The sequence below is a fragment of the Microvirga sp. Mcv34 genome, from assembly GCF_024519725.1.
In the GTDB taxonomy this organism is placed as follows: Bacteria; Pseudomonadota; Alphaproteobacteria; order Rhizobiales; family Beijerinckiaceae; genus Microvirga.
Genome location: NZ_JALJRK010000006.1, coordinates 152,313 through 176,294 on the forward strand (window position 1 = coordinate 152,313; position 23,982 = coordinate 176,294).

The window sequence follows — 23,982 nt, forward strand, 5'->3', positions numbered from 1 at the left end:
CACTAAACTCCGAGCAGGAATGGATTGAAGCTCCCTCGGCGGTATTCTCCATCCTTCAAGAGAAGGTCGAGCGCGAGGCTGGCGATATCGTCAGCCACCGGGTCGAGAGCCATGTCCTTCTGCTGGTAAAGGATTTTGACATAGCCGCGGCAGGTATCGCAGCACTCCGCCTTGATCGTCCCGGCGCTCCCTTCAATCTCCTGGTAGCCGATCCCCTTGCCTGAGCCGCAGAGCACGCATTTCACACGAACGACGTTCCAGAGCGTCCCGCACAGGGAGCAGGAGCAATAGCGTGTCCCTTCGGCTTCCATCCATCCGACCACGAGGGACGAGGCCGGCGCGCCGCCGCAGCAGGGGCATGCACTGTCGCTGATCCGGGTGAGCTTATCCTTGTCGAGCCTTGCCGCCAGACGGGTGAAATGGACCTGCAATCCCGCCGCCACATAGACGTGCTCGGCGATGGCGTCGGCCGGGATGGAATCCGCGAGAACGTTGCGCACCATGATGCGAACCTCGTCCGGCGAGGCTGCCTTCACCCGCGAGAGAGCCGCTTGAGCCTCGTCCGGCTTGGCCAGGGGCGCGACCACATCGAAAAGGCGATTCAGGGTTGTGCCGATGACATCGTCGACGTCGACCTGATTGCGGTCGAGCGGCGGCATGCCGAATTCACGGGCGCGGTCGAGCGCGTCGGGAGGTGGAAGATCGGGCTCTGGCAGGCCGCCCTGAATGGCGCTCTGGGCCGCCGCGATGCCTGCTACGAAGCGCAGGTAAGGCGCAAGCTCGCTCGTCTGCGCCAACGACTCGAGGCGCTCCCTTCGCGCTTCGAACAATCGTCGCGGATCGGGCAGCCTGGCGAATGGAGGAGCGGGAACGCGGCCGATGGAGGCCGGATTGGGATCGACGGAACCTGGATGTGTCATGTAACCTCACGAACCGCACGGGTCACGTGTCATCATGCGCCTACTCGGCAGGCGTAGCCGGCTTCTTCACCTTATGACGCTCCGCCAGCTCCTTCAACCAGAGCCGGTGGTGCTTCCAGGCCCAGCCGCCCGTCACCGAGCCGCGCGTCATGGCCCTCAGCGTGCCCCGTGCCCAGATCGCCGCATAGACGTGGGCGATCCAGATGCAGATCAGCGCGATGGCGGTGAGTGAATGAACAAGCACCGCGACACGTTTCTGGGGAATAGTGGTCCAGTCGAAGAAATATTGGTCCCATATCGCAAGCCCGGTCACGATCAACGCGATAATGAGGAGAGACATGGCCCAGAAATTGAACTTCTGGATCGGATTGTAGCGACCGACCGGCGGCACCTTCTCCTCGTCGCCCTTGATCATGTCGCCGGCATGCGCGAGCCAGTCCCGATCCGCCTTCTCCGGCAGGTTGGCGCGCCAGAAGCGGATGAAAAGGCCCGCGAAGCTGAAGAACAGAACGACGCCGATCCAGGGATGCAAGGCCCGGGCGTTTTGCCCGCCTCCGAACAGGCCAGTCAGGAAGAACAGCGAGGGATGAAAGAAGGCGAGACCGGACAAGGCAAGAAGGATGAGCGATATCGCCGTGATCCAGTGATTGGCCCGGGCGGCCCGATTATACCGATCGACCACGACCGGATTGCCGGGATGGATCGCATCCTCCTTCTCGATGCTCGTCTGTGCCATCAGGTTTTCTCCTTCACGAGATCCTCGGCCTTCTCCTCATCCTCCCGCGTGACTCGGTTGGGGCTGACCAGCGCCGAATGGAGAACGCCCGCCGCCGCAGCGAGCCCCAGGGCGGCAAAGCCGAGATACTTGGCCATTCCCTTCCAGGCATTCACGACGGGGCTGACCTTCGGATCCTTCGGCAGGTTTGCGTAGATCTCCGGTTGGTCGTTGTGATGCAAGACGTACATCACATGCGTTCCGCCGACACCCGGCGGGTCGTAGAGGCCGGCATTGTCGTAGCCTCGGGATTTGAGATCCTCGATCCGGCTGTCGGCCAGCTTCTTCATGTCGTCCTTCGTGCCGAAGGTGATCGCGTGAGTCGGGCAGGCCTTCGCGCAGGCAGGCCCTTGCCCCACGGCGACGCGGTCGGAACAGAGGGTGCATTTATAAGCCGTATGATCGACCTTGGAGATGCGCGGAATGTTGAACGGGCATCCCTTGATGCAGTAGCCGCAGCCGATGCAGTTCTCATGCACGAAATCCACGATGCCGTTGGAATACTGCACGATGGCTCCGGGCGCCGGACAAGCCTTCAGGCAGCCGGGGTCCTCGCAATGCATGCAGCCGTCCTTGCGGATCAGCCACTCGAGATTGCCCGTCTGCGGATTGTCCCACTCGGTAAACCGCATCAGGGTGAACATGTCCGGCGTCAGGTCATGCGGGTTGTCGTAGACGCCCGTGTTGGTCTCGATGGCCGGATGGGTATCGTTCCACTCGATGCAGGCCGATTGGCAGGCCTTGCAGCCAATGCACTTCGACACGTCGATGAGCTTCGCGACCGGCTCCAGCTGACGCGCGGGCGGCGGCACCGTCGAGGCTGAGCGGCGCACGAGATCCCGCTCCGTCAGGTTTGTGTTGGTCGCGGCGACCGGTGGGTTACTGGTTGCGGTGTGAGGACTTGGTTCCATTCCGCTTCTCCTCAAACCGAGACCGGTGCCGTCGTGGGCTCGATATTGACCAGGAATGCCTTGTATTCAGGCGTCTCGATATTGGCATCTCCAACGAAAGGCGTGAGAGAGTTCGGCCCCCAGCCTTTTCGTGCCTGGCCCGTAAAGCCCCAATGCAGCGGAATGCCGACCACATGAACGGACTTGCCGTCGCAGATGAGAGGCTTGATCCGCTTCGTCACGACGGCCTTGGCTTTCACCTCGCCGCGCTTGGACCAGACCCGCACCCACGATCCGTGCGCGATCCCCTTTTCCGCCGCGAGCTGCTCGGAGATCTCCACGAAAAATTCCGGCTGAAGCATCGCGTTCACACGATTGTGCTTCGTCCAGTAGTGGAAATGCTCCGTCAGGCGATAGGATGTCGCCGCATAGGGGAACTCCTCCGACGTAGCGAACTGCGCCACGTCGCTCTGGAAGATCCGCGCGACGGGATTGCCCCGGATCTTCGGAGCGATCACGTTGGCGATCGGAGCCTCGAACGGTTCGTAATGCACCGGGAACGGCCCTTCCCGCATGAGACCGCGGGCGAAGAGACGGGACACCCCCTCCTGGTTCATGATGAAGGGACCGACCTCGTCGGGCTTCGCAGTAGGCGCGATGTCCGGAACGTCGTAGCCGGACCATTTTGTCCCGTCCCAGGCGATCAGCTTGCGCGTCGGATCCCACGGGTTGCCCTGCAGGTCCGCCGAGGCGCGGTTGTAGAGAATGCGCCGGTTGAGAGGCCAGGAGAACGACCAGTTGGGATAGGCGCCCGTATCGTCCGGATCGGTATTGTCGCGGCGGGCCATGTTGTTGCCGGCCTCGTTGAAGCAGCCGGAATAGATCCAGCAGGCACAGGCCGTGGTGCCGTCGTCGCGCATCACCGAGAAATTGACGAGCTGCTTGCCCTTCTCCAGCACGACCTTGGCCGGATCCGCCGGATCGGTGAGGGCTTCGACAGCGTAACCGTTGAGCTCCTTAGCGAGCTCTTCCGGAGAAGGCTCTTCCAGATCCTGGTAGTTCCAGGTGAGATTGAGGATCGGATCCGGGAAGGCTCCGCCTTCCTTCTCATAGAGCGCGCGTAGGCGCCTGTAGATCTGCGCCATGATCCATGTGTCGTGCTTCGCCTCGCCGGGAGGGCTGCCGCCCGCCCAGTGCCATTGCAGCCAGCGGCCCGAGTTGACGAGCGCGCCCTCATCCTCGGCAAAGCACGTCGAGGGCAGCTGGATCACCTCAGTCTGGATCGAGGACGGATTCACATTGTTGTACTCGCCATGGTTCTCCCAAAACCGGGACGTTTCCGTGTCCAGAGGATCCATGGTCACGAGCCACTTCAGCCGCGACAGTGACTCCGTGATCTTCTGGCGGTTCGGGAAGGCCAGAAGCGGGTTGAAGCCCTGGCAGAAGTATCCGTTCACCTTGCCTTGGTGCATCATCTCGAAGGTGCGCAGCACGTCATAGGCCGGTACGTCGAGCTTGGGCAGGTATTGGTAGGCGAACTCGTTCTGCGCCGTCGCCGCATCACCCCACATGACCTTCTGGAAACTGACGAAGAACTTCTTGTAGTTCTGCCAGTAGCTGGTCTGGTTCGGCCGCAGCGGCTTGAACGCACGGCTCGACATGTAGGTCGCGAAGTCGGTCTCCCGCTCTACCGGAATGTTCAGGTAACCCGGGATCAGGTTCGACATCAGGCCGATATCGGTGAGGCCCTGAATGTTCGAATGGCCACGCAAGGCATTCATGCCGCCGCCGCGCACGCCGATATTGCCAAGGATGAGCTGCAGCATCGCCATGGATCGGATGTTCTGCGATCCCTTAGAATGCTGCGTCCAGCCGAGCGCATACATCGACGTCATGGTCTTGGTCGGAGACGAGCACTCCGAGATCATCTGCGCCACCTTCAGGAACTTGTCCTTGGGCGTGCCGCAGATGCGCTCGACCATTTCCGGCGTGTAGGTCGCCACATGGGCCTTGAGCAGGTTCCAGACGCAGCGCGGATTCTGCAGCGTGTCGTCGACCACGGCAAAGCCGTCCGGCCCGATCTCGTACTCCCAGGTCGAGCGGTCGTAGTCACGCTTGTTCTCGTCGTAGCCCGTGAACAGGCCGTCGTTATAGGCGAAGCCCTCCTTCACCACATAAGCCGCATTGGTGAAGGCCTTCACGTATTCCCACTGCACCTTGTCGTTCTGGATGCAGTAGTTGATCACGCCGAGCAGGAAGGCGATATCGGTGCCCTGCCTGATGGGTGCGTAGAAATCGGATACCGAGGCCGAGCGCGTATAGCGCGGATCGACGACGATCAGCTTCGCGCCGCGATTGGCCTTCGCTTCCGTGACCCATTTGAATCCGCACGGATGCGCTTCAGCGGCATTGCCGCCCATGATGACGACGAGATCCGTATTCCGAATATCCGTCCAAGAGTTGGTCATCGCGCCACGACCGAAAGTTGGGCCCAGACTGGACACCGTGGGGCCGTGTCAAACGCGCGCCTGATTATCGAATGCGACGATTCCCGTGCTGCGGACGACCTTGTAGGTCAGCCAAGCTGTTTCGTTCGTGGTGGCCGAGGCCGCCAGGAAGCCGACCGTCGTCCAGCGGTTGACCGGAACGCCGGCCGCGTTTGAGGCAATGAAATTCGCGTCGCGATCGTCCTTCATCAGCCGGGCGATGCGGTCGAGCGCCTGATCCCACGAGACCCGCTCGAACTTGTCGGAACCCGGCTTGCGGACCATCGGGTATTTCAGCCGGGTCTCTGCCTTCACGAAATCCTTGAGGGCTGCGCCTTTCGGGCAGAGAGTGCCACGGTTCGTCGGGTGGTCGGCGTCGCCTTCGATATGGACGATCTCGGCCGTTTCGCCTTTCCGAAGGTCTCCCTTCGAATACATGATGATGCCGCAGGCCACGGAGCAATACGGGCAGGTATTGCGCGTCTCCATCGTGTTCGTCAGCTTGAAGGGCCTGATGGCCGCGGCCTGAGCCGCCTCAAGATCAGCGAACCCGAAGGCTCCCATCGTAGTCCCGGCAACACCCACGCCTGCAGCCTTGAGGAAGCCGCGTCGTGAGAGTTCCATGTTCATGGTAACCCTCCCTTTGATTTCGCACTGCAACAACTTCTCTGCTTAAAATAGGTTAGTTTCGAACATTTCTAGTGTCAAACATCGCGCCCTGAAACGACCCGTCCAGCGCATGAAGCTCGGCTTGCGTGGGACGCATCGGATCGGACCGGCATCGGCAAAAATGTCAGGTCCCCTTTTCCATCTGATGCGCTAGAGAGGCTCACGCCATATCCAAACAGGGGTTAGGGCACTCGCAATGGGGTCAAGGGGCTGGGCGGCTTTCCGCCATCGGGATTTTCGGTTGTTCTGCGCGGCTCGGTTCGCCATGGCGCTTGCCGTGCAGGTCCAGACCGTCGCCGTCGCGTGGCTCGTCTACGACTTCAGCGGCTCCGCGCTGAGCCTCGGCCTTGTCGGGCTCGCGTCGTTCCTGCCCACAATGGCCCTCGTGCTCGTCACCGGCCTCGTCGCGGACCGGTACAGCCGACGGAGGATTCTCCTTCTCGTCTTCTCGGCGATGACCCTGACCTCCCTCGGCCTGTTGGCACAGGTGAACGCGGGGGTGCCGAGCCTCTGGCCGATCTACGGCCTTCTCGTCACGTTCGGCGCCGCCCGAGCCTTCGGCAATCCCGCCGCGCAGGCGATCGTTCCGGCCCTGGTGCCCACGGGCGATCTGGCGAATGCAATCGCCTGGAACTCTTCCGTCATGCAGGTGGCCACCATCAGCGGTCCGGCGGTTGGAGGCATTCTTTACGCGGTTCATCCGACAGCACCGTTCCTGGGATCTGCCGTCTGTTTCGGGCTGGCGGCTCTGCTCATCACCGCCCTGCGCCTGCGCCCTGCCGAGGCCAAGCGCGAGCCTGTGACCTGGTCCCGCCTCGTGGCGGGTCTCGTCTTCCTGCGCACGAGGCCACTGCTGCTGGGCGCGATCTCCCTGGACCTTTTCGCCGTTCTCCTCGGGGGAGCGACGGCCCTGATGCCCATCTTCACCCGTGACGTGTTCCATGTCGGGCCATGGGGTCTTGGCCTCCTGCGCTCCATGCCGGCCGTCGGGGCCGTCACCATGGCCGTCGTGCTGGCCCACTCGTCCCTTCTCACCCGCCGCGCAGGTCTACGCATGCTGCAGGCCGTCGGCATCTTCGGACTGGCAACCATAGGCTTCGGATTGTCCAAGAGTTTCGGCCTGACGCTCGTGCTGCTCGCGATCCTAGGCGCTGCCGACATGGTCAGCGTCGTCGTGCGCCAGACTCTCGTTCAGGCAGAGACCCCGGACGAGTTGCGGGGGCGCGTGGCCGCGGTGAACACGGTGTTCATCGGCGCCTCCAATGAGCTGGGCGAGTTCGAGTCGGGGACGCTGGCTTGGCTGATCGGGGCTCCCGCGGCCGTCGTTCTCGGCGGCATCGGGACCTTCACGCTCGCGATTCTCTGGCGCTTCTGGTTCCCCGACCTCGCCCATCGGGACCAGCTCGTCCGCAGCGAAGTGACGAGGAGCGCCGAACCTCAGAAAGCATAGCGGTTCAGCGTCATCCTCTTTAAGAACTCATCGACACGGCGCTCTCCGACGGCACGGGGACCTGCCCCGGCCGGCACAGGGGAATCTCGAATACGATGCGGCAGCGCCCATTGCCCTTGATATCGACGTTCGTCCCGTACTCTGCCAGAATATCTTCCACGATCCCGAGGCCTAGCCCGCTCGAGTCCGGATCGGAGCGCGCCGGCACGCCGCGCTCGGGCCTCTCGCCGCGAGCATGGCCGGAGAAGCCCGGTCCGTCATCCTCGACGCTGATCCGGGCCTTGTCGCCCAACCTCGCGGTCTGGACCACGACCCGGGTCTTCGCCCATTTGCGAGCATTGTCGAGCAGATTGCCCATGACCTCGCCGAAATCATGAGGATCCATGTCGACGGCCAGATCCGCCGGAATATCGGCTTCCCAGATCAGCCGCTCGCCTCTGGGCATGTGCTGCATCAATCGCAGGAGGCGAGCGATGGTCTCGCCCACCTGCGTATAAGCGCCGCAGCCCACGGATGCGCCACTCGTCTGGGCCCGCGCGACCTCCCGCTCGACATGGGTGTAGATCAGCTGCAGCTGCTCCTGCATGCATCCTGCCACATCCTGCAGGCCAGCCTGCTTGAGCCGCCTCACCTCCGCGCGAAGAATGGTCAACGGCGTCTTCAGACCATGCGCCAATGCACCGGCGCGGTCTCGAGCCTTGCGGACGAGATCTTCCTGTCGGTCGAGGAGCTTGTTGATACTCTCGACGAGCGGCTCCACTTCGACGGGAAAGCGTTGCGTCATGCGCCGGATCTGGCCCGTCTGGACGGCACTCAGTTCTTGCCCTACGGCCCGCAAGGGGCGCAGACCCAGCGAGAGCTGAAGCCAGGCAAAGAGGACGAGCACCGCGGCAATCGGGATGAGGACTCGTGTAACATCCCATCCGAAAGCTTGGCGCAGCTCGACGACCTGCCCGTGATCGAGGGCGACGGACAGGTTGACGCGGCGAGGCCCCTGCTCACCGTCCACCGTGACCTCCCGCTCGATCACGTAGAGCTCTGATCCGTTGGGTCCCTCGATCTCGAAAGCCTTATCACGGTCGGCATCCTCACGCGGGCCAGACAGGGGGAGTTCCTTGTCCCAGAGGGAACGTGACCGCATGATCGAGCGGCCGCCCTCGGCGACCTGCCAATAGGCCCCGCCATACGGCTGGTGATAGCGCGGATCCGTCAGCTTCTGGGCTATCCCGCCCTCCCCCGCCGTGCCGAAGGCCGTGGCAAGTTCAGTCCAATGGATGTTGAGATCCTGCTCCACATAGCGGAGCACCTGCCGCTCGAAGAACACAACGAGGGAGGCTCCAGCCACCGCAATCGTGACGAGGGTGGATGTTACGGCGACGACGAGAAGCCGCAGCCGGATGGAATTGCAGATCATGGCGCAGGCGTCTCCATGATGTAGCCGTGGCCGCGCCGGGTTCCGATCGTGTTCGTCCCGATCTTGCGCCGAAGCCTGGCCACGAGTGCCTCGACGGCATTGCTTTCCGGCTCGTCGGAACCGTACACATGCTCGACGAGCTCACTTTGGGCGACGACGCGATCCCGGTTGTGGGCCAGATATCGGAGCAGGCGGAACTCGAGGGGCGACAGCTCAACGGCTCTTCCATTGAGCATCACCCGCAGCCGCCGCGTGTCGATGCGCAAGGCGCCGATCTCGATCAGCGGCGTGACGTGACGCCCGACCCGCCGCAGCAGGGCAGCCAGCCGGGCCAGCAACTCCTCCATCTCGAACGGCTTGGTCAGGTAATCGTCGGCACCGGCATCGATGCCCTCCACCCTTTGCAGCCAAGAGCCCCGGGCCGTCAGCACGAGGATCGGGACGGTGCTGGCCTCGTCCCGCAGCCGCCGCACCACGGATAGGCCATCGAGCTTCGGCAAACCCAAGTCCAGGATGAGTGCATCGTAGTCTTCGGTGGAAGCTCGGAACCAGCCCTCCTCCCCATCGCGAACGACATCCACCACATACCCGGTGCCGGCCAGGGCATTCTGGATGTCGCGGGCGATGGCCGGCTCATCCTCGACGAGAAGAACCCTCATTAGCGTCTCCGGATCTGGAGGATCTGACTGTTGCTGGCATCGACGACCACCTCCTCATAGCGCCGATCTCGGGTGAGAATGAGAAACTCATAGCGCCACTGGCCGCTCCAGGATTGCCGGAGATCGACCTCCAGGACTTGACCTGGAACGGCTCGCGAGACATTCGGCAGCACCGTACTCAGGGCGAGGGCCCAACCCTGCGAGACGGCCTCACGGGCACTCTCGGACGAGGTCCTGCCCCAGCCGCGTTGGGCAGCTTCATCCCCGCCGCGCCCCCGGCCTCGTCCGCCATCATCGCCGCCCTGGCCCTGGCTCCCGTCATCGCCGCTCCGGCCACGTCCTCCGTCATCTCCGCCTCCCCGGCCGCTGTTGTCTCCGCCCCCATGGCCGCCGCCCCCTCCTCCACCGCCGCCATTGCCATCCTTGGCGAACACGGTGGAAGGCCAGGAGCCCTCCAGAGCGGTGAACGCCAAAGTAGCCGCGAACATGAGGATGAGGTGACGTCGGATCATGAAATCTTCCAAAGCGATCCAGCATAGCACGGCGAACCTGATATTTCGCTGACATCACCCATCAGGTTCGCATGCCCGGTTCCGTTCAGATTGCTCCTGCACCGGCGCTGATCTGTCGCGTCGGATGAACGGAGGAATAAGATGTCGAAGCCAATCAAGAGCGGACCGAGCGTCCTGGTCCTGGGTGCAGTTCTGGCGTCGCTGACAGCCGCGATCGTTCCGGCCGCCATCGCAAGTGCCTATTTGTCACCGGCACTGGCACGTGACGGCGGGCGCGGAGGAGACGACAGCGGCGGTCGAGGCGGCCGTGGGAGCGACGACAACAGCGGCACCAGAGGTGGAGATGACAGCGGCGGGCGCGGAGGACGCGGCGGAGACGACCATGGACGCGGCCGGAGCAGCGATGACGGCGGCAACCGCGGCGATCCCGGACGCGGTCGCGGTCGCGGAGCGGACGATGGCGTGGGCAGCAGCCGTGAGGACAGCGCACGCAATCACAGCCGAGCCGACGACCGGTCTCGGACACGAAACGAGGATCGACACCAGACCCGGACCCGCACACGCGGAAAGGACGATCTCGCCGAAATGCGTCAAGTGCGGGGACGCGGGGCGGATGACGCAGGCGTTTCGGAGAACAATGGGGGGCGCCGGGACCGAGACAGGCGCTTCGAGCCGGGAGATGACCGCAGGATCAATGGCCGGTAAATGAGCCGGAGCGGTTCGCGTTCTGACGGAAGCGCAACTTCTTCGGAAGCTCGCGACCGCTCCACTCAATCTCAGCCTCTGGATTTTGTTTGAACCCTCGTCCGAAAGTTATCCCCGAAAGCATGGGAGGGGTGTTTAGACGAATGTGATTTACATGACTGACCAACTGACAGGTCAGCCGCTACGTTTTCTGGACCCGTGGGGGTGTAAGCAGTCCAATTCCGGGTGGCGCAAATAATAACCAATATGTCGATTTCAAGCACGCGACTTAGAACCAACCTTTAATATAAAAAATATGTAGTATTAACCAAATTTATACATATTAACATGATGGAATTTAACATAAATTAAATTGATCGAGTCGAATACCATCATCCTAAGATTGCACAGTACATGTCAGCTCCAAATTTCCTGGAGAAAAGTCATGGACGCACATATTTTGCTCGACAGGCTGATCTCTGATCCTGCAGCAACTTTAAAATCTTTGCTGATTATTGGCCACCTCATAGGATTGATCCTTGGCCTTGGAACAGCAACATTGCTCGACATATTTATTGTCAAATTCATTATTCGCAGAATAGTCAGCGAAGATCACTACACCGTAATTAGTTTTTTCTCAAAAATAGTTGTATTGGGCTTAATAATTCTCTGGATGACAGGTATAGGATTCCTCGTTTTCTACAGCTATTTCGATCCTATCAAGCTGTCCAACCAGAAAATCTGGGCCAAACTTATTGTCGTCAGCGTTCTCACCCTGAACGGCCTCTTCATTCATCGGACAGTGTTGCCGCTGATCCGTGAGAATATCGGGCGCATGCTCTTCGATGGGTTCAGCTCAGGCCAACGCTTTTTACTGTTAACCTCTGGTGGAATTTCGGCAACGTCCTGGTATGTCCCCTTCATCCTCGGGGCCTTCCCTCAATTCAACTTTCTACCGGTGTTGCCAGTCGTGCTGATCTACGTGGCCATACTCCTGACCGTTATTGCAGCAACTCAACTCTTTACTCTGATAACCACACCTTACGACCGCTCTGTGATAGCTTCCCACGCTGGCGAGGGTTCCCGGAAACCTCTGGCTGCTCTTTCCCAAGGCAATTCCGGCGTCCTAACGTCACGGGCGTAGCGCTCCTGAGACAGTCCCTTCAGCAGGTCGTGGCCGCGGCTCGTCCGCACGAGAGAGGTGCGCACCTCTCTCGTGCAGCTCGAAACATTCAGCCCTGGAGCTGAGCCCACATGTCGCGGTCGCGTTCGGCGGTCCAGATGACGGGATGATCGATGCCGGAGGCTTCGTCGAAGGCGCGCGAGACGTTGAAGGGCAGGCAATGTTCGTAGATGGCGAAATTGCCGAATTTCGGATCCATAACGTCGCGCGTGGTGGCAAAGGTTTCCTTCAGGGAGCGCCCGCGCGCCACGGACAACTCAGCCGCGCCATAAAGCGTGTTGACGAAGTCCCGCGTCATCGCCACGGCCTCGCGCACCGCCTGGTCACCCTGCAACGCATCACCCCGGCCCGGCGCGATGGCGTTGGGCTGGAAGTCGAGGATGGCATCGAGCGTCTGAGGCCATTCGCGCAGGTGAGCGTCGCCGCAATAGCAGGCCGAATGATACTCGACCAGATCGCCCGTGAACATCACCTCGGCATCCGGCACCCAGGCGACGATATCACCGGCCGTATGACCAGCACCAAGATGGAACAGCTTGACCTCGCGCTTTCCTAAGAACACCGACATGCCGCTTTCGAAGGTTAATGTCGGCCACGTCAGGCCCTCGGGAATGCTGCTCTCGCCGCGGAACAGGCGCGGGAAGCGGCCGATCTCGGATGCCTTGTCCTGCTCGCCGCGCTCGACGATGAGATCGTAGGTGGCGTTCGACGCGATGATTCCCTGGGCCTGATAAGCGGATGCGCCGAGCACGCGCACGGCATGGTAGTGGGAGAGAACCACATACTTGATCGGCTTGTCGGTCACGGTACGCACGCGGGCGATCACGTCCTCGGCCATGGCAGGCGTGGCCTGGGCATCGATGACCATGCAGCCGTCATCACCCACGATGATGCCGGAATTGGGATCCCCCTCGGCCGTGTAGGCATAGAGATCCGGCCCGATCTCGGTGAATGACACCGTCTTGGCGGCCATGTCCCCCGTAGAGGCAAATGCTTTGGCACTCATTGTCCTGTTTCTCCCAGCTGATGGCCGGAGCCTGTGAGGCTCCTGACGCTGTTGTCGGTAAACTTGAGCTTCTTCATGAGTGGGGCTCGCTTTGCAAGCCAAGGGCCATGCTGGATCGGCCAATCCTCGAACCCATCATCATGCCCGAGCGCGTGAGCCGCGTGGTGAGGCCAGTAAGGATCGTAAAGAGCCTGCCGGCCGATGGCAATCAGGTCCGCCTTGCCGTCCTGGAGGATTGACTCGGCCTGTTGGCCGTCAAGGATGACGCCGACGGCCTGGGTCATGACATTGGCCTCACGGCGAATACGTTCCGAGAATGGAACCTGGAAACCGAGGCCTCGCGGCACGTTCATGTTGCGCGTTTCGTCCGAGAGCCCGCCGGAGGAGCAATCGATCACATCCACCCCGATAGCCTTGAGCTCTCGGGCAAACACGATGGAATCTTCCAAATCCCATCCGTCTTCGGTTCCGTCGACGGCCGAGATGCGCACGAAGAGAGGCTTCTCTTCCGGCCAGGCAGCCCGCACGTCGGCGGCGATCTCAAGACCGAGCCGCATGCAATTCTCGCGCGAGCCGCCATACTCATCTTCACGATGATTGGAGTGTGGCGAGAGGAACGACGCCACGAGGTAGCCGTGTCCGAAATGCAGCTCCAGGACATCGAAGCCGGCCCGCTCCGCGCGCTCGGCGGCATCGACGAACATCCGCCGGGTTGCGGCGATCTCGTCGATGCTCAGCTCCTCCGGCACGGACCATTCCGGCCCGGCCGCGATTGCGCTCGGGGCGACACGCCGCCACGGCTCGCCTGTCTCCTGCAATTGCTCCACCGTGAGTGCCCTACCGCCCTCCCACAGGGCTTGCGAACCGGCTTTTCGCCCTGCATGGGCGAGCTGCACCCCGATGGCAGCGCCGTTCTCATGAACAAAATCGACGATCGCCTTGAAAGGAGCAATCTGCTCGTCCGACCACAGTCCGAGATCGCGAACGCCGATCCTCGCGCTCTGCGCAACGGCCGTGCTCTCGACGAAGATCAATCCTGCTCCACCCAGGGCGAACTTACCGAGGTGAACCAGATGCCATGCTCCCGCAATTCCCCGTTCAGCCGAATGCTGGCACATAGGCGAGATGACGGCGCGGTTCTTGAGAGTGAGCCCCCGGACCGTCAGGGGCTCGAAGAGACGTGGCCTTTGGTACGCCAGTTTCATTGCTCGCTCTCCGGAACTGTTGATAGGCACCCTCAAGCCGCCGGCCGGCTCGCCGTCGACGCAGCATCGACACCGGCGAGATGCCGCCCTGCGATGAAGCCGAAGGTCATGGCCGGCCCGAGAGTGATACCGCCGCCGGGATAATTGCCGCCCATGATGCTCGCCATGTCGTTGCCCGCGGCATAGAGGCCGGGAATAACGGTTCCGCTTTCATCGATCACTCGCGCGTCGGCATCGGTGCGCAGGCCTGCGAAGGTGCCAAGATCGCCGGGCACCACCTTCACGGCGTAGAACGGGCCGTTCTCGATGGGACCGACGCATGGATTGGGCTTGTGGTCCGGATCGCCGAGATAGCGATTATATGCTGTGCTGCCGCGTTTGAACTGAGGATCTTCGCCCCGGCGCGCATCACGGTTGTAGGTCGCGACCGTCAGCTCGAAGGTTGCGGCATTGATGCCGATCTTCTCCGCCAGTTCGCGCAGGGTGCGTCCCTTCACCAGATAGCCGTTCTGCAAAGCAGGTGTCAGAGGCACCGGGAAGGGCTTCACGAAGCCCAGTCCGTAGCGACGGATCGTCGGATGATCGACGATAAGCCAGGCCGCTTTTTCCGGATCGTCGCCACAGGCATTGACCATGGCCTGAACGAAATCGTGGTAGGAGTTCGCTTCATTCGTGAAGCGCTGGCCGCTCTTTGTAACGGCAATGACTCCGGGCTTGCCGCGATCAATGAAGTGCGGGAACGGCCCTGACGTGCCATCGCGGCGCGGAACGAGGGAAACCGGAACCCAGGCGGCCGCATTAGGAAGGCCGTCGATTGCCTTGCCGCCGACCCGCTCGCCCAGACGGATTCCATCGCCTGTGTTGCCGGGAGGGGCCGGAGACCAGTGCTCGGCGCCTGTCGGCGCATGCGGGAACAGCTCCTTCCGGCGCAGCATGTCCTGCGGGAACCCACCAGCCGCCAGCACCACGCCACGACGGGTGCGAACTTCGGTCATTCCATCCTCGGTTTGAACGAAGGCCCCCTTCACGGCGCCGTCCTCGACGATCAGATCCTTCACGGGTGACGAGGTCCAGATTGGGATGCTCTGGTCCAAGGCCGACTTGGCGAGACGACCGATGAGTGCGTTGCCATTTGTCAGCCGCATCGCACGACCGTGGGAGACGAGATCACGCCCATACTTCGCCAGTAGCACACCCACATAGGCAGCCGATTTGACGGAGCGCGTCACGTTGAAGAAGTGCAGCAGTTCCTTGCCCGATCCGATCATCATACCGAGGAAGGTGATCTCCTTCAGCGGCGGACGAAGGCGCGCGATCTCCTTGCCAAGCTTGCGGCCGTCATAAGGCGTCGCCACGACGGAGCGGCCACCCGACATGCCGCCGGGCGCGTCGGGATGATAGTCGGAGAAAGCTGGACCGAGGGTGAAATCCATCTCGGTCTTCTCCTGGAAGAACTCGATCATCCTCGGGCCGTTGTCGAGAAAGGCGTCGACGCGTGCGGCGTCGAAGTGGTTACCCGCCTCGTGCTGAAGATAGGTGCGCGCAGCCTCGCGGGAATCTTTGAAACCTTCGCGCTTCGCCAGCGGATTGCAGGGGATCCACATCCAGCCGCCCGAGCGGGCGGTCGTCCCGCCGAAGACCGGTTCCTTCTCCGTGATGATCACGTCGAGACCGTGAAGCTTGGCCGTCAGCGCGGTCGCGAATCCACCGGCGCCGGACCCGACAACCAAGACATCGCAGGTGACAATTTTCGTGGGCTTCATGGCGTTCCTCATATCTCGCCCCGCTCTATCATCCGATGAGCGCTTCTGATTCAGCGTTCACGAATGCGTCTGTTGAATTTGTTTTAGACGAACGCATTCGCTATTTCAAGATTGTTTGAGACCCTTCGGATGTCCCGTTCCGCTCGCTCGTCAGATCACTTCATGGGTTTCCACGAGGAACGTGGTGATCTCTTCGATGAAGCTGAGTGCATGAGTCTGCGAAACGTTCGCCGCAGGAGAGCGGAAAGCTGCTTCGATATCGGCAACTGAGCGGAACCAAAGCTCCACCATGCCGTCGATCGGAAGTGCCTCGTAGGACGCGGACTGTCCCAAGCCAGCGCTCCGGCCTGTGAGGAGATTCTGCGTGTAGCCCATGAGGTTCGGAAACTTTCTCACAGCGTCGGCATGGAAGCCCCACCATTCCGACTTGAACTGCTCGGGTGTCAAACCTCGCTTGCGCGTCAGGATCGACATGCGCTTGACGAGTGGCCCAGCTGTTGCTTCCACCGGCACGACGACGTTCTGCTCGGCCGTGATCAATCCCGTGCCGCCGACGAAGCGCACATGGTCCTCGGCGACCTCACGATAGGCGTCGGACGAGATCGCCCGATGCATGTCGTCGAGGCTGTCGAACCACAGTTCCGAAATTCCATCGACCGACCACGCGCCCCGGGCATGGTCGATGGCAAGCTGACTGCGATCGACCACGTGGTTCTGATGATAACGCCTCAAGCCCGGCAGGCGAGCCGCCAAGGGCCCGTGCACGTCCCGCCAGTGGCTGCGGAAATCTTCGCTGCTCAAGCCCGGCTTGCGGGTCAGAAGTCCCATACGAACGATCATGATGTTTCCCTCAGACGGCGAGATAACCACCGTCGACGACGAGCGTCGTTCCCGTCACGTAGCTCGACATATCGGATGCCAGAAATACGGTCGGACCGATCAGCTCCTCGGGCTCGCCGAAACGGCCGAGAGGGATGCGCGCCAGGAAGCGCTCAGCCCGCTCAGGATTGGTGCGCGTGGCTTCGGTCATGGGCGTGTTGAGCGTGCCTGGCGCAATCGCATTCACGCGGACACCGTCCTTGGCAAGCTCCTGCGCGAGGTTCTGCGTGAGCATGCGCACGGCAGCTTTCGAGGTCGAATAGCTGATCGACGTGGATGTCGACACGAAGGATGCGATCGACGCCATGTTGATGATGGCTCCTTTCGTTGCCCGCAAGGCGGCGACGAAGGCCAGAGTCACATTGAGCGTACCGTCGAGATTGACCTGCATCGCGGCGTCCCACGAACGGCGCACGTCGGGGCTGTCGATCGTGTTGCGCGGACATATGCCCGCGTTGTTGACGAGAACCGACACTTGGCCGATGGCTGCCTCGACCTCGCGCGCCAAGGCCATGCAGGCTTCGGCATCGGCCACGTTGAGCGTGTAGGACCACGCCTCGCCGCCTGCTTGGACGATTCCCTCGGCCGTCTGCCTCGCAGCTTCGCCATTCAGGTCGGTCACGATGACCCGGGCTCCTTCCGCGGCGAGGCCCCGCGCAATGGCAGCGCCGTTTCCCTGGCCGGCACCGGTGACGAGTGCGATACGCCGTTCGAGCAACATCTGTTTCGGCTCCCTGGTTGTGATTGGTGCAGTCGCCCGGACGTGACCCATCGAGCGTTTGAATGAAATAATCATATGACGAACGCGTTCGCAAATGGCGAATAGTCGTAGATATTCGATTGCGCCGCGCGTCAGGCTTCCGCGCAGAAGGGCACGCTCCGAGCCGGAGAGTATGAATTACCGAATATGACGAATGAGAATGGGGTTAAGCGCGACGACGGCGCTTGGTGATTGGCGCCACGACGATCTCTGCCTCTTTCGTCCGGATCGTCTCGCCGTCCGCCTGCGGTGCGTAGCCAAGCTGTGCCGAAAGCTTTCGGGTGAAGGCCAACAGGGCCTTTGCATCGGCGCTCTTGGGGCCGATGTCGAGAACGCCTGTGGGTCCGATCAGCGTGATCGCGAGCTGCATCTGTCCGCTGTAATCGAACACCGGAGCCGCAATGCCGTTGATGCCGGTGACGGGCTTGCTCTCCGTGGTCGCATAGCCGAGCCGCCTGGCCGTCGCCACCTCGGCTTCCAGTTCCTTGCGCGAGGTCGAAGCGCCGACGCCTTGAATGCGAGCTCCCTTCCGGAGCTCTTCGGCCAATTGCGCCTCGATGATCTTCGGAGGCATGAATGCGGCAAAAACCTTGCCCGTCGCCGTGCCGGTGATCGAGAACACGGTTCCCGTGCGCACGTTCACGTGGACCTGGTCGCTGCCCTCCTGGACCTGGACGATGGTGGCGCCGTGGGTTCCCCACACGGCAATCGTCACCATGAGGCCGATCTCTTCGGCGAAGTCGACGACCGCCTGAGCGGCGAGGCGCAGCGGGTCGAAGCTTCGCAGGCGCGCAATGCCGAGCTGCAGGGCGAAGGGGCCGAGCTGATAGCGCCCGCTCGCGACATCCTGCTCGACGAGCTCCAGCTTGCGGAAGCTGACGAGATAGGCATGCGCCTGAGCCGGAGCGACATCCGCCAAGGCGGCGAGCTCGCGCAGCATCAGGGGCTTTCCGGCCTTCACCATCGCGGCGAGGATCCTGCCCCCGACCTCGACCGATTGTACGCCGCGTCCGTCGATACTCATGGCTCAATCCAATCTTCCCAGAGACAGCGGCGTCACGCCGTGCCGTGGGATACCCCGAGATAGGCCGCGCGGACCTTCGGATCGTGAAGGAGCTGCTGCCCTGTCCCGGATAATGTCACATTGCCGGTCTCAAGAACATAGGCCCTGTCCGCGATGGCCAGTGCCATATTGGCCATCTGTTCCACAAGAAGGATCGTGATGCCGGACCGGCGCAGGGATACGATGATGTCGAAGATTTCCTGGATGATCTTTGGTGCGAGGCCGAGCGAGGGCTCGTCGAGCAGGAGCAGCCGAGGCTTGCCCATGAGGGCGCGGGCGATGGCCAGCATCTGCTGCTCGCCGCCCGACAGGGTCACGGCCATCTGGTTTCGGCGCTCGCGCAACCGGGGAAACAGCTTGAACTGCTCCTCGACCTCTGCCTCCAGGGCGTCGTTGGACAGCCGCCGGAAATAAGCCCCCAGGGTCAGGTTGTCGTAGACGCTCTGGTCCGGGAAGACCTGCCTGCCCTCCGGAGACAGGGCGATGCCGCGCGCAACCCTGCGATGGGGCGGGAGCCTGGTGACGTCTTCCTGTTCGAACAGGATCTGCCCGGAGCTGACCGGCATCAATCCGGCGATCCCCTTCAGCAGGGTGCTCTTTCCGGCGCCGTTGCCACCGACGATGGCGACGACCTCACCGGCCTCGACCTCGATGCTGGCTTTGCGGACGGCCGAGATCGGGCCGTAGGCAAGATGAACGTTCTGAATTTTCAGCATTGTCGCTCTCCTGCCCTAGGCGGCCTCTGTGGAGGTGCCGAGATAGGCCTCCATGACCCGCGGATCGGCCTGGATCTTGGCCGGCGCGCCTTCGGCGATCTTCTGGCCGTAATCGAGAACGATCACGTGATCCGAAATGGACATGACGAGATCCATGTGATGCTCAATCAGGAGGATCGTGATCCCTTCGTTGCGGATGCGCACGAGCAACTGCCCCAGCTCCGCCGTCTCCTGCGGGTTCAGGCCCGCAGCCGGTTCGTCGAGCAGGAGAAGGAACGGCTCGGAGGCCAGCGCCCGCGCCAGCTCGACCCGGCGCTGGAGGCCGTAAGCGAGACTTCCGGCCGGCGTCTCGGCATAGTGGGACAGACCCGTGAAGGCCAGGATCGCGTTGACCTTGCGAAGGGCCTCGGCCTCTTCACGCCAGGACTTGGGCAGGCCCAGGAGCGAGGAGGCGAAGCCGTTCCGCATCCGGGAATGCTGGCCAAGCAGCACGTTCTCGCGCACGGACAGATCCTTGAAGAGCCTGAGGTTCTGGAAGGTCCGGGCGATGCCTTGGTCACAGATCCCATGCACGGATTGCTGAGTGATCTCGTTCCCGAGGAACGTCACCTTGCCCTGATCCGGGCGGATGATCCCGGTGAGCATGTTGATGAAGGTGCTCTTGCCTGCCCCGTTCGGGCCGATCAGGGCATGGATATGGCCTTCGGTCAGGGTGACGGAGACATCCTTTGCCGGGACGACGCCACCAAAGGCCTTGTTGAGCTTGTCGGCCGTCAGAAGGCTTCCCGCGCCTGACCGGGACAGGGGCCTGGTCGGCAGCTTGGGAGCAGCCATGCCTTGCGAGACCGCTCCATGAGCATTCCCGGCACGGACCAGACCGATCTTGTGGAACAGCGATCCGAAGACACCCGCCAGCCCCTTGGGCATCGCGTAGAGAGCGAAGAGCAGCAGCGCGCCGTTGACGAAGTGCTCGATCCAGGACCAGCGCGCCACGAGCGCACCGATGATCACGAGCGTCACGGACCCGAGCAGCGGCCCGTAGAGCGATCCGCTTCCGCCGAACAGCACGAGCAGGAGAATGAAGATCGACAGGTGGAAATTGATGAAGTCGGAATTGATGTACTGGTTCTGCTGCGCCACCAAGGCACCTGCGAGACCGCAGGTTACGGCCGCGATCACGAAGGCGAGCACCTTGTAACGGTACACCGCCACGCCGACCGCGCCGGCTGCGACCTCGTCGGCCTGAAGGGATAGGAAGGCGCGGCCGAACCGCCCGCGCAGCAGATTGCGGAGCAGAAGATGAGCCACGAGGCACAGGAGCAGCCCAAACCAGACCCAATGCACCATCGTGAACGGGGTGCCGCCGATGTTCAGCGGCTGGATGGCGTAGATGCCCATGGCGCCGCCGAAGACCTCGGAGCCTTCCGTCACAACCTTCTCGATGACGATGCCGAAGGCCAGCGTCACCATGGCGAGGCTCGGGCCCTTCACCCGCAGGGACGGCACGGCGATCAGGATTCCGAAGACACCTGAAACGAAGCAGGCGAGCAGCAGCGACAGCCAGGGACCGACCTCGTAGCGCGTGGTCAGGAGCGCGACCGCATAGGCGCCTGCGGCGAAGAGTCCCGCCTGGCCGAGGGACTTCTGGCCCGCGAATCCGAGCAGCACGTTCATGCCCGCGGCGCAGAGGAAATAGACGCAGATCATGAAGAGCGTGCGCAGGTAGAACTCATTCTCGATGAACGAGGCACCGATCGCGAGAGCCGCAACGAGAGCGATGGATCCGATGATGTGGCGCATGCGCATTAAACCTTGTCGACGGCAGCCCGGCCGAAGAGGCCCGCCGGGCGGAATGCCAGAACCAGGATGATCAGGCCGAAGACGACAATCTCGCGCCATTGCGCCTGCCAGAGGCCGACGCCGGATTCCAGGACGCCCAGGATGAAGCCGCCATAGATGCAGCCGCGCGGGTTGTTCAATCCGCCGATGATGGCGCCCGAGAAGGCCTTGAGGGCAAATCCCATGCCCATGAAAAGTGACGCCGAGGCAATCGGCGCGATCAGCACGCCGGCCACGCCCGCAAGGCCGCTCGACAGGGCGAACGCGCCGATCATGACCAGGTTGACGTTGATGCCCATGAGGCTTGCCGTCTGCGGCGAATGCGCGACCGCCATCATGGCCTTGCCGATGCGCGTGCGGCGCATGACGAGGTCGAGCGCGATCATGATCAGGATGGCGCAGGCAAGCACGAGCAGCTCCTGCGGACGCACACCCGCTCCGGCGATGCGCAGCACGTCGTCGCCCAGCGGGGACGGCACCATGACGGGAGCGGGTCCCCAGATGGCGAGGCCGATGCTCTGCAGGATCACGCCGAACCCGATGGTGCTCATTACCCAGTTCATGCCGCCCTTTCCGGCGAAGGGGCGCACGGCGAGGACGAAGATGAGGATGCCCATGACGCCCGCCACCACGCCGGCGCCGACGACGGCCGCCGGATAGCGCCAGGCCGCAGCCGCCTCACTGGGAACGGCCGTTGCCGTTCCGGCGAGGCCGGACAGGAGCAGGAGCATCGTCACACCGATGAAGGCGCCGAACGAGATGAACTCGCCCTGAGCGAAGTTGAGCGTCTTCGTGGTCGTGAAGGTGATGCTGAAGCCGAGGGCGATCAGGGCATAGACCCCGCCGACGGCGAGGCCGCTCAGGAGAGTCTGGAGATATACGTCCAGCATGGCGCGTTCCAACGGTGCAAGGGGCCAGGCCCGCCGATCACGGCCGGCAGGCCTGGAATATCGCCCGGCGAAGCGGACCCGGTTCGCCGTCTGAAGTTCGTCCGGTCAGGAGAAGGCGGCCCCGTTCGTGCGGGGCCGCCCCTCATGGTCAGGTCCTTACTGCGTGAAGTCCGAAGGCTTCAGGGCCTTCACCACGTCGTCGCTGTAGGACACGAGCTTGCCGTCCTTCCAGTGCGTCCAGCGATAATCGGAAGCGGTCAGCGCCTCGTGCTCGGTCGCGGAGAACGGCTTGTTGTAGGTCTTCATGATGCCGTCGACGGGCGCCTGAAGATTCTCGAGCGCCTCGCGCATCTTCGGCCCTTCGGTGCTGCCCGCCTGCTTGATGGCCGCGGCTGCGATCAGCGTCGCATCGTAGCAATGCGCCGCGAAGCTGAAGGCGCTCTTGGAGGTCAGCTTCGGACCAAGACGGTCGTAGAGCTGCTGCTGCTTCGGCGTGCGGTCTTCCGTGATCGTGCGCATGAAGATCGGCTTCTCGGCAAGGGTCTTGCCGGCCGTGTCGTAGAAGCTCGCATTGTCCGACGACCAGGAGGTCAGCGTCACGGGGAAGTAGTTGATCTTCTCCATGCTGCGCACGAGCTGCCCGATGGGCGTTCCCTGCGCCCAGACGAGCACGGTATCGACGCCCGCAGCCTTCATCTTGTTGAGCTGCGAGGTCATGTCGGTGTCGTTGACGCCGAACTTCTCGGTCGCGACCGGCTTCAGCCCCTTGGCGTCGCCGAGTTCTTGAAGGTCCTTCAGGCCGCCCTGGCCATAGCCCGTGGTCTCGACGAGGAAGCCGACATTCTTGGTGGACGGGTTGTTCTTCGCATAGGCGATGAGACCGGCCACCTGCGCGCGGTCGACCATCGACACGCGGTACATGTAGTTCTCGCCGCCGGCAGCCTTCGTGATGTCCGTCGCCGAACCGATGCAGCCGATGGACGGATTCTTCTTCTGATTGGGAATGTGCTTCCAGGCCAGCGCATTGCCGGAATTGGTGGGGCCGAGAACCGTGACGACCTTCTCGTTGTCGATCAGGTCGCTCATGTTCTGGATCGACTTGGGCGGCTGCGAGAGATCATCGCGAACTACGAGCGTCAGCTTGCGGCCGAGAACGCCGCCCACGGCGTTGATGTCTTCGATCGCCGCCTGGATGCCGAGCACGCCGGCCTGTCCGCTCTGGGCGGACGGCGAAGCCGATAGATCGCCATTGAAGCCGATCTTGATGTCCTGGGCATAGCCGGCGGTCGAGATGGTGAGCGCGGTTCCGAGAAGAGCCGCTTTCAGTGCTGCGGATGTTGGCGTCATGGTGTTCCTTCCCTCAATGAGTTCGATTTCTGCGGCGGATGCGACGTCGATGGCGCGTCGCCCGCTCAAGGCTTTTCGGCATGGCAAGAACCTGCCCGGGATCGAAAGTCGAACGGAAGGGAGGAGCGGCGCGGAGTTCTATCCGCGCAGCCGGACGCGACGTCTCGAGCATCGCAGGTCTCGGCATCAGGACGCTTCTCTCCTTCTGCGTTTTCATGGCCGCTCTTGTGTCAGAGCTTGCTCATACTGGTATCTCACAGCGAACGCGTTTGCAATAGACGAATACCCGACTTTAGTCGCGCTGCGGCAAAGCCGGGCTTCTGCGCCTCGGCACGGGAGCAAAGATGGGGGTGGCCGAGGCTGCTCCAAGGAGCGCGTCAGGGGACCGCTATCGACCTCGCGGGTGTGATGATCCGAAGGCGGGGCAGGATGGGCACCGGTACCGCAACGCGGTCATTCCCGCAGAGGCGGAAAGCCAGAGTCGCCGAGCTTTACGGACAGGCGAGCGGCGTCGCATCTGGTTGTGCATCGGTTGTGGTTCTGTCCCGGGTTTCGCTGATGCGATTCCGGGGTTGACGCCCACAACGTCATCACCGGCCTCGTGCCGGTGATCCCGATCAACTAAGGCACAGCGCTCGTCGGATCGGGAGGGCCAGGACTGATCCCCGGCACAAGCCCGGCCATGACAGGGGTGCGGGTGGAGTGCCGATCCTTCATGTCAAAGAGCCAGCACCTTGGGGCCCGCAGCTTGCGCTGCGAGCCTGGCAGATGGTCGAGGGTGGCGCGTCGGGCCGTCCGGCTCGCTGTGTAGGTTAATGGAAGAGCCGGTCGGCTGCTTCGCGCACGGTTCTTTTAGGCGTTGAGACTTGGCA

Annotated in this window: 20 protein-coding genes; 2 read left to right on the plus strand and 18 right to left on the minus strand. The window is 62.5% G+C overall.

All coding sequences use genetic code 11. The features are described from left to right. Positions 1-2: 2 nt before the first annotated feature. Genes fdhE through fdnG form a run of 4 tightly spaced genes read right to left on the minus strand, consistent with a single transcriptional unit; the run spans position 3 to position 5,701 of the window. Entirely contained in the window at positions 3-920 is a 918-nt protein-coding gene (fdhE, locus tag OC446_RS05970) for a formate dehydrogenase accessory protein FdhE (RefSeq protein WP_262028131.1), read from the minus strand. Positions 921-960: 40 nt separating this feature from the next. Further along, positions 961-1,656 carry a formate dehydrogenase subunit gamma gene (locus OC446_RS05975; protein ID WP_262028132.1) on the minus strand — a complete coding sequence of 232 codons (696 nt, stop codon included), beginning with the start codon at positions 1,654-1,656 and terminating at the stop codon, positions 961-963. After that, positions 1,656-2,606 (minus strand): formate dehydrogenase subunit beta, encoded by a 951-nt coding sequence (gene fdxH / locus OC446_RS05980; protein ID WP_262028133.1) that lies wholly within the window; start codon positions 2,604-2,606, stop codon positions 1,656-1,658. Before fdxH ends, OC446_RS05975 begins: the two co-directional genes overlap by 1 nt. An 11-nt stretch (positions 2,607-2,617) precedes the next feature. Next, positions 2,618-5,701 carry a formate dehydrogenase-N subunit alpha gene (fdnG, locus tag OC446_RS05985; protein WP_262028134.1) on the minus strand — a complete coding sequence of 1,028 codons (3,084 nt, stop codon included), beginning with the start codon at positions 5,699-5,701 and terminating at the stop codon, positions 2,618-2,620. A gap of 235 nt (positions 5,702-5,936) precedes the next feature. On the opposite strand from fdnG, the gene OC446_RS05990 reads away from it, so the two are divergent. Next, positions 5,937-7,190 (plus strand): MFS transporter, encoded by a 1,254-nt coding sequence (locus OC446_RS05990; protein ID WP_262028135.1) that lies wholly within the window; start codon positions 5,937-5,939, stop codon positions 7,188-7,190. Positions 7,191-7,209: 19 nt separating this feature from the next. Here OC446_RS05990 and OC446_RS05995 read toward each other — a convergent pair whose 3' ends face one another. From OC446_RS05995 to OC446_RS06010, 4 genes are all read right to left on the minus strand, one after another. After that, entirely contained in the window at positions 7,210-8,604 is a 1,395-nt protein-coding gene (locus OC446_RS05995) for a sensor histidine kinase (RefSeq protein ID WP_262028136.1), read from the minus strand. Continuing rightward, positions 8,601-9,263 carry a response regulator transcription factor gene (locus tag OC446_RS06000; RefSeq protein WP_262028137.1) on the minus strand — a complete coding sequence of 221 codons (663 nt, stop codon included), beginning with the start codon at positions 9,261-9,263 and terminating at the stop codon, positions 8,601-8,603. The genes OC446_RS05995 and OC446_RS06000 overlap by 4 nt, the downstream gene beginning before the upstream one ends. Continuing rightward, positions 9,263-9,775, minus strand: coding sequence for a PepSY domain-containing protein (locus tag OC446_RS06005; RefSeq protein WP_262028138.1), 513 nt, complete (start codon positions 9,773-9,775; stop codon positions 9,263-9,265). Before OC446_RS06005 ends, OC446_RS06000 begins: the two co-directional genes overlap by 1 nt. 246 nt (positions 9,776-10,021) lie before the next feature. Then, on the minus strand, positions 10,022-10,318 hold the full coding sequence (locus OC446_RS06010) for a hypothetical protein (RefSeq protein ID WP_262028139.1): 297 nt from the start codon (positions 10,316-10,318) through the stop codon (positions 10,022-10,024). Positions 10,319-10,904: 586 nt separating this feature from the next. On the opposite strand from OC446_RS06010, the gene OC446_RS06015 reads away from it, so the two are divergent. Further along, positions 10,905-11,603, plus strand: a complete 699-nt coding sequence (locus OC446_RS06015) for a hypothetical protein (RefSeq protein WP_262028140.1) — start codon at positions 10,905-10,907, stop codon at positions 11,601-11,603. A gap of 88 nt (positions 11,604-11,691) precedes the next feature. On the opposite strand, the gene OC446_RS06020 is transcribed toward OC446_RS06015, so the two are convergent. The 10 genes from OC446_RS06020 to OC446_RS06065 form a co-directional block, all read right to left on the minus strand. Then, the gene (locus tag OC446_RS06020) at positions 11,692-12,648 is read right to left on the minus strand and encodes an MBL fold metallo-hydrolase (protein WP_262028141.1); all 957 of its coding nucleotides are present in this window, start codon (positions 12,646-12,648) and stop codon (positions 11,692-11,694) included. Further along, positions 12,645-13,853, minus strand: coding sequence for an NADH:flavin oxidoreductase/NADH oxidase (locus OC446_RS06025; RefSeq protein ID WP_262028142.1), 1,209 nt, complete (start codon positions 13,851-13,853; stop codon positions 12,645-12,647). The genes OC446_RS06020 and OC446_RS06025 overlap by 4 nt, the downstream gene beginning before the upstream one ends. 32 nt (positions 13,854-13,885) lie before the next feature. Beyond that, positions 13,886-15,616 carry an FAD-dependent oxidoreductase gene (locus OC446_RS06030; RefSeq protein ID WP_262028143.1) on the minus strand — a complete coding sequence of 577 codons (1,731 nt, stop codon included), beginning with the start codon at positions 15,614-15,616 and terminating at the stop codon, positions 13,886-13,888. Between the two features lie 150 nt (positions 15,617-15,766). Continuing rightward, positions 15,767-16,456 carry an EthD domain-containing protein gene (locus OC446_RS06035; protein WP_262028144.1) on the minus strand — a complete coding sequence of 230 codons (690 nt, stop codon included), beginning with the start codon at positions 16,454-16,456 and terminating at the stop codon, positions 15,767-15,769. A 10-nt stretch (positions 16,457-16,466) separates the two neighbouring features. Further along, on the minus strand, positions 16,467-17,216 hold the full coding sequence (locus OC446_RS06040; RefSeq protein WP_262028145.1) for an SDR family NAD(P)-dependent oxidoreductase: 750 nt from the start codon (positions 17,214-17,216) through the stop codon (positions 16,467-16,469). 205 nt (positions 17,217-17,421) lie between these two features. Further along, on the minus strand, positions 17,422-18,279 hold the full coding sequence (locus tag OC446_RS06045; protein ID WP_262028146.1) for an IclR family transcriptional regulator: 858 nt from the start codon (positions 18,277-18,279) through the stop codon (positions 17,422-17,424). Between the two features lie 32 nt (positions 18,280-18,311). Further along, positions 18,312-19,034, minus strand: coding sequence for an ABC transporter ATP-binding protein (locus tag OC446_RS06050; protein ID WP_262028147.1), 723 nt, complete (start codon positions 19,032-19,034; stop codon positions 18,312-18,314). A gap of 15 nt (positions 19,035-19,049) precedes the next feature. After that, positions 19,050-20,834 carry a branched-chain amino acid ABC transporter ATP-binding protein/permease gene (locus OC446_RS06055; RefSeq protein ID WP_262028148.1) on the minus strand — a complete coding sequence of 595 codons (1,785 nt, stop codon included), beginning with the start codon at positions 20,832-20,834 and terminating at the stop codon, positions 19,050-19,052. Between the two features lie 5 nt (positions 20,835-20,839). Beyond that, positions 20,840-21,763, minus strand: coding sequence for a branched-chain amino acid ABC transporter permease (locus OC446_RS06060; protein ID WP_181054183.1), 924 nt, complete (start codon positions 21,761-21,763; stop codon positions 20,840-20,842). Positions 21,764-21,919: 156 nt separating this feature from the next. After that, complete coding sequence (locus OC446_RS06065; protein ID WP_262028149.1) at positions 21,920-23,110, minus strand: ABC transporter substrate-binding protein; 1,191 nt, start codon at positions 23,108-23,110, stop codon at positions 21,920-21,922. Between the last annotated feature and the right edge of the window lie 872 nt (positions 23,111-23,982).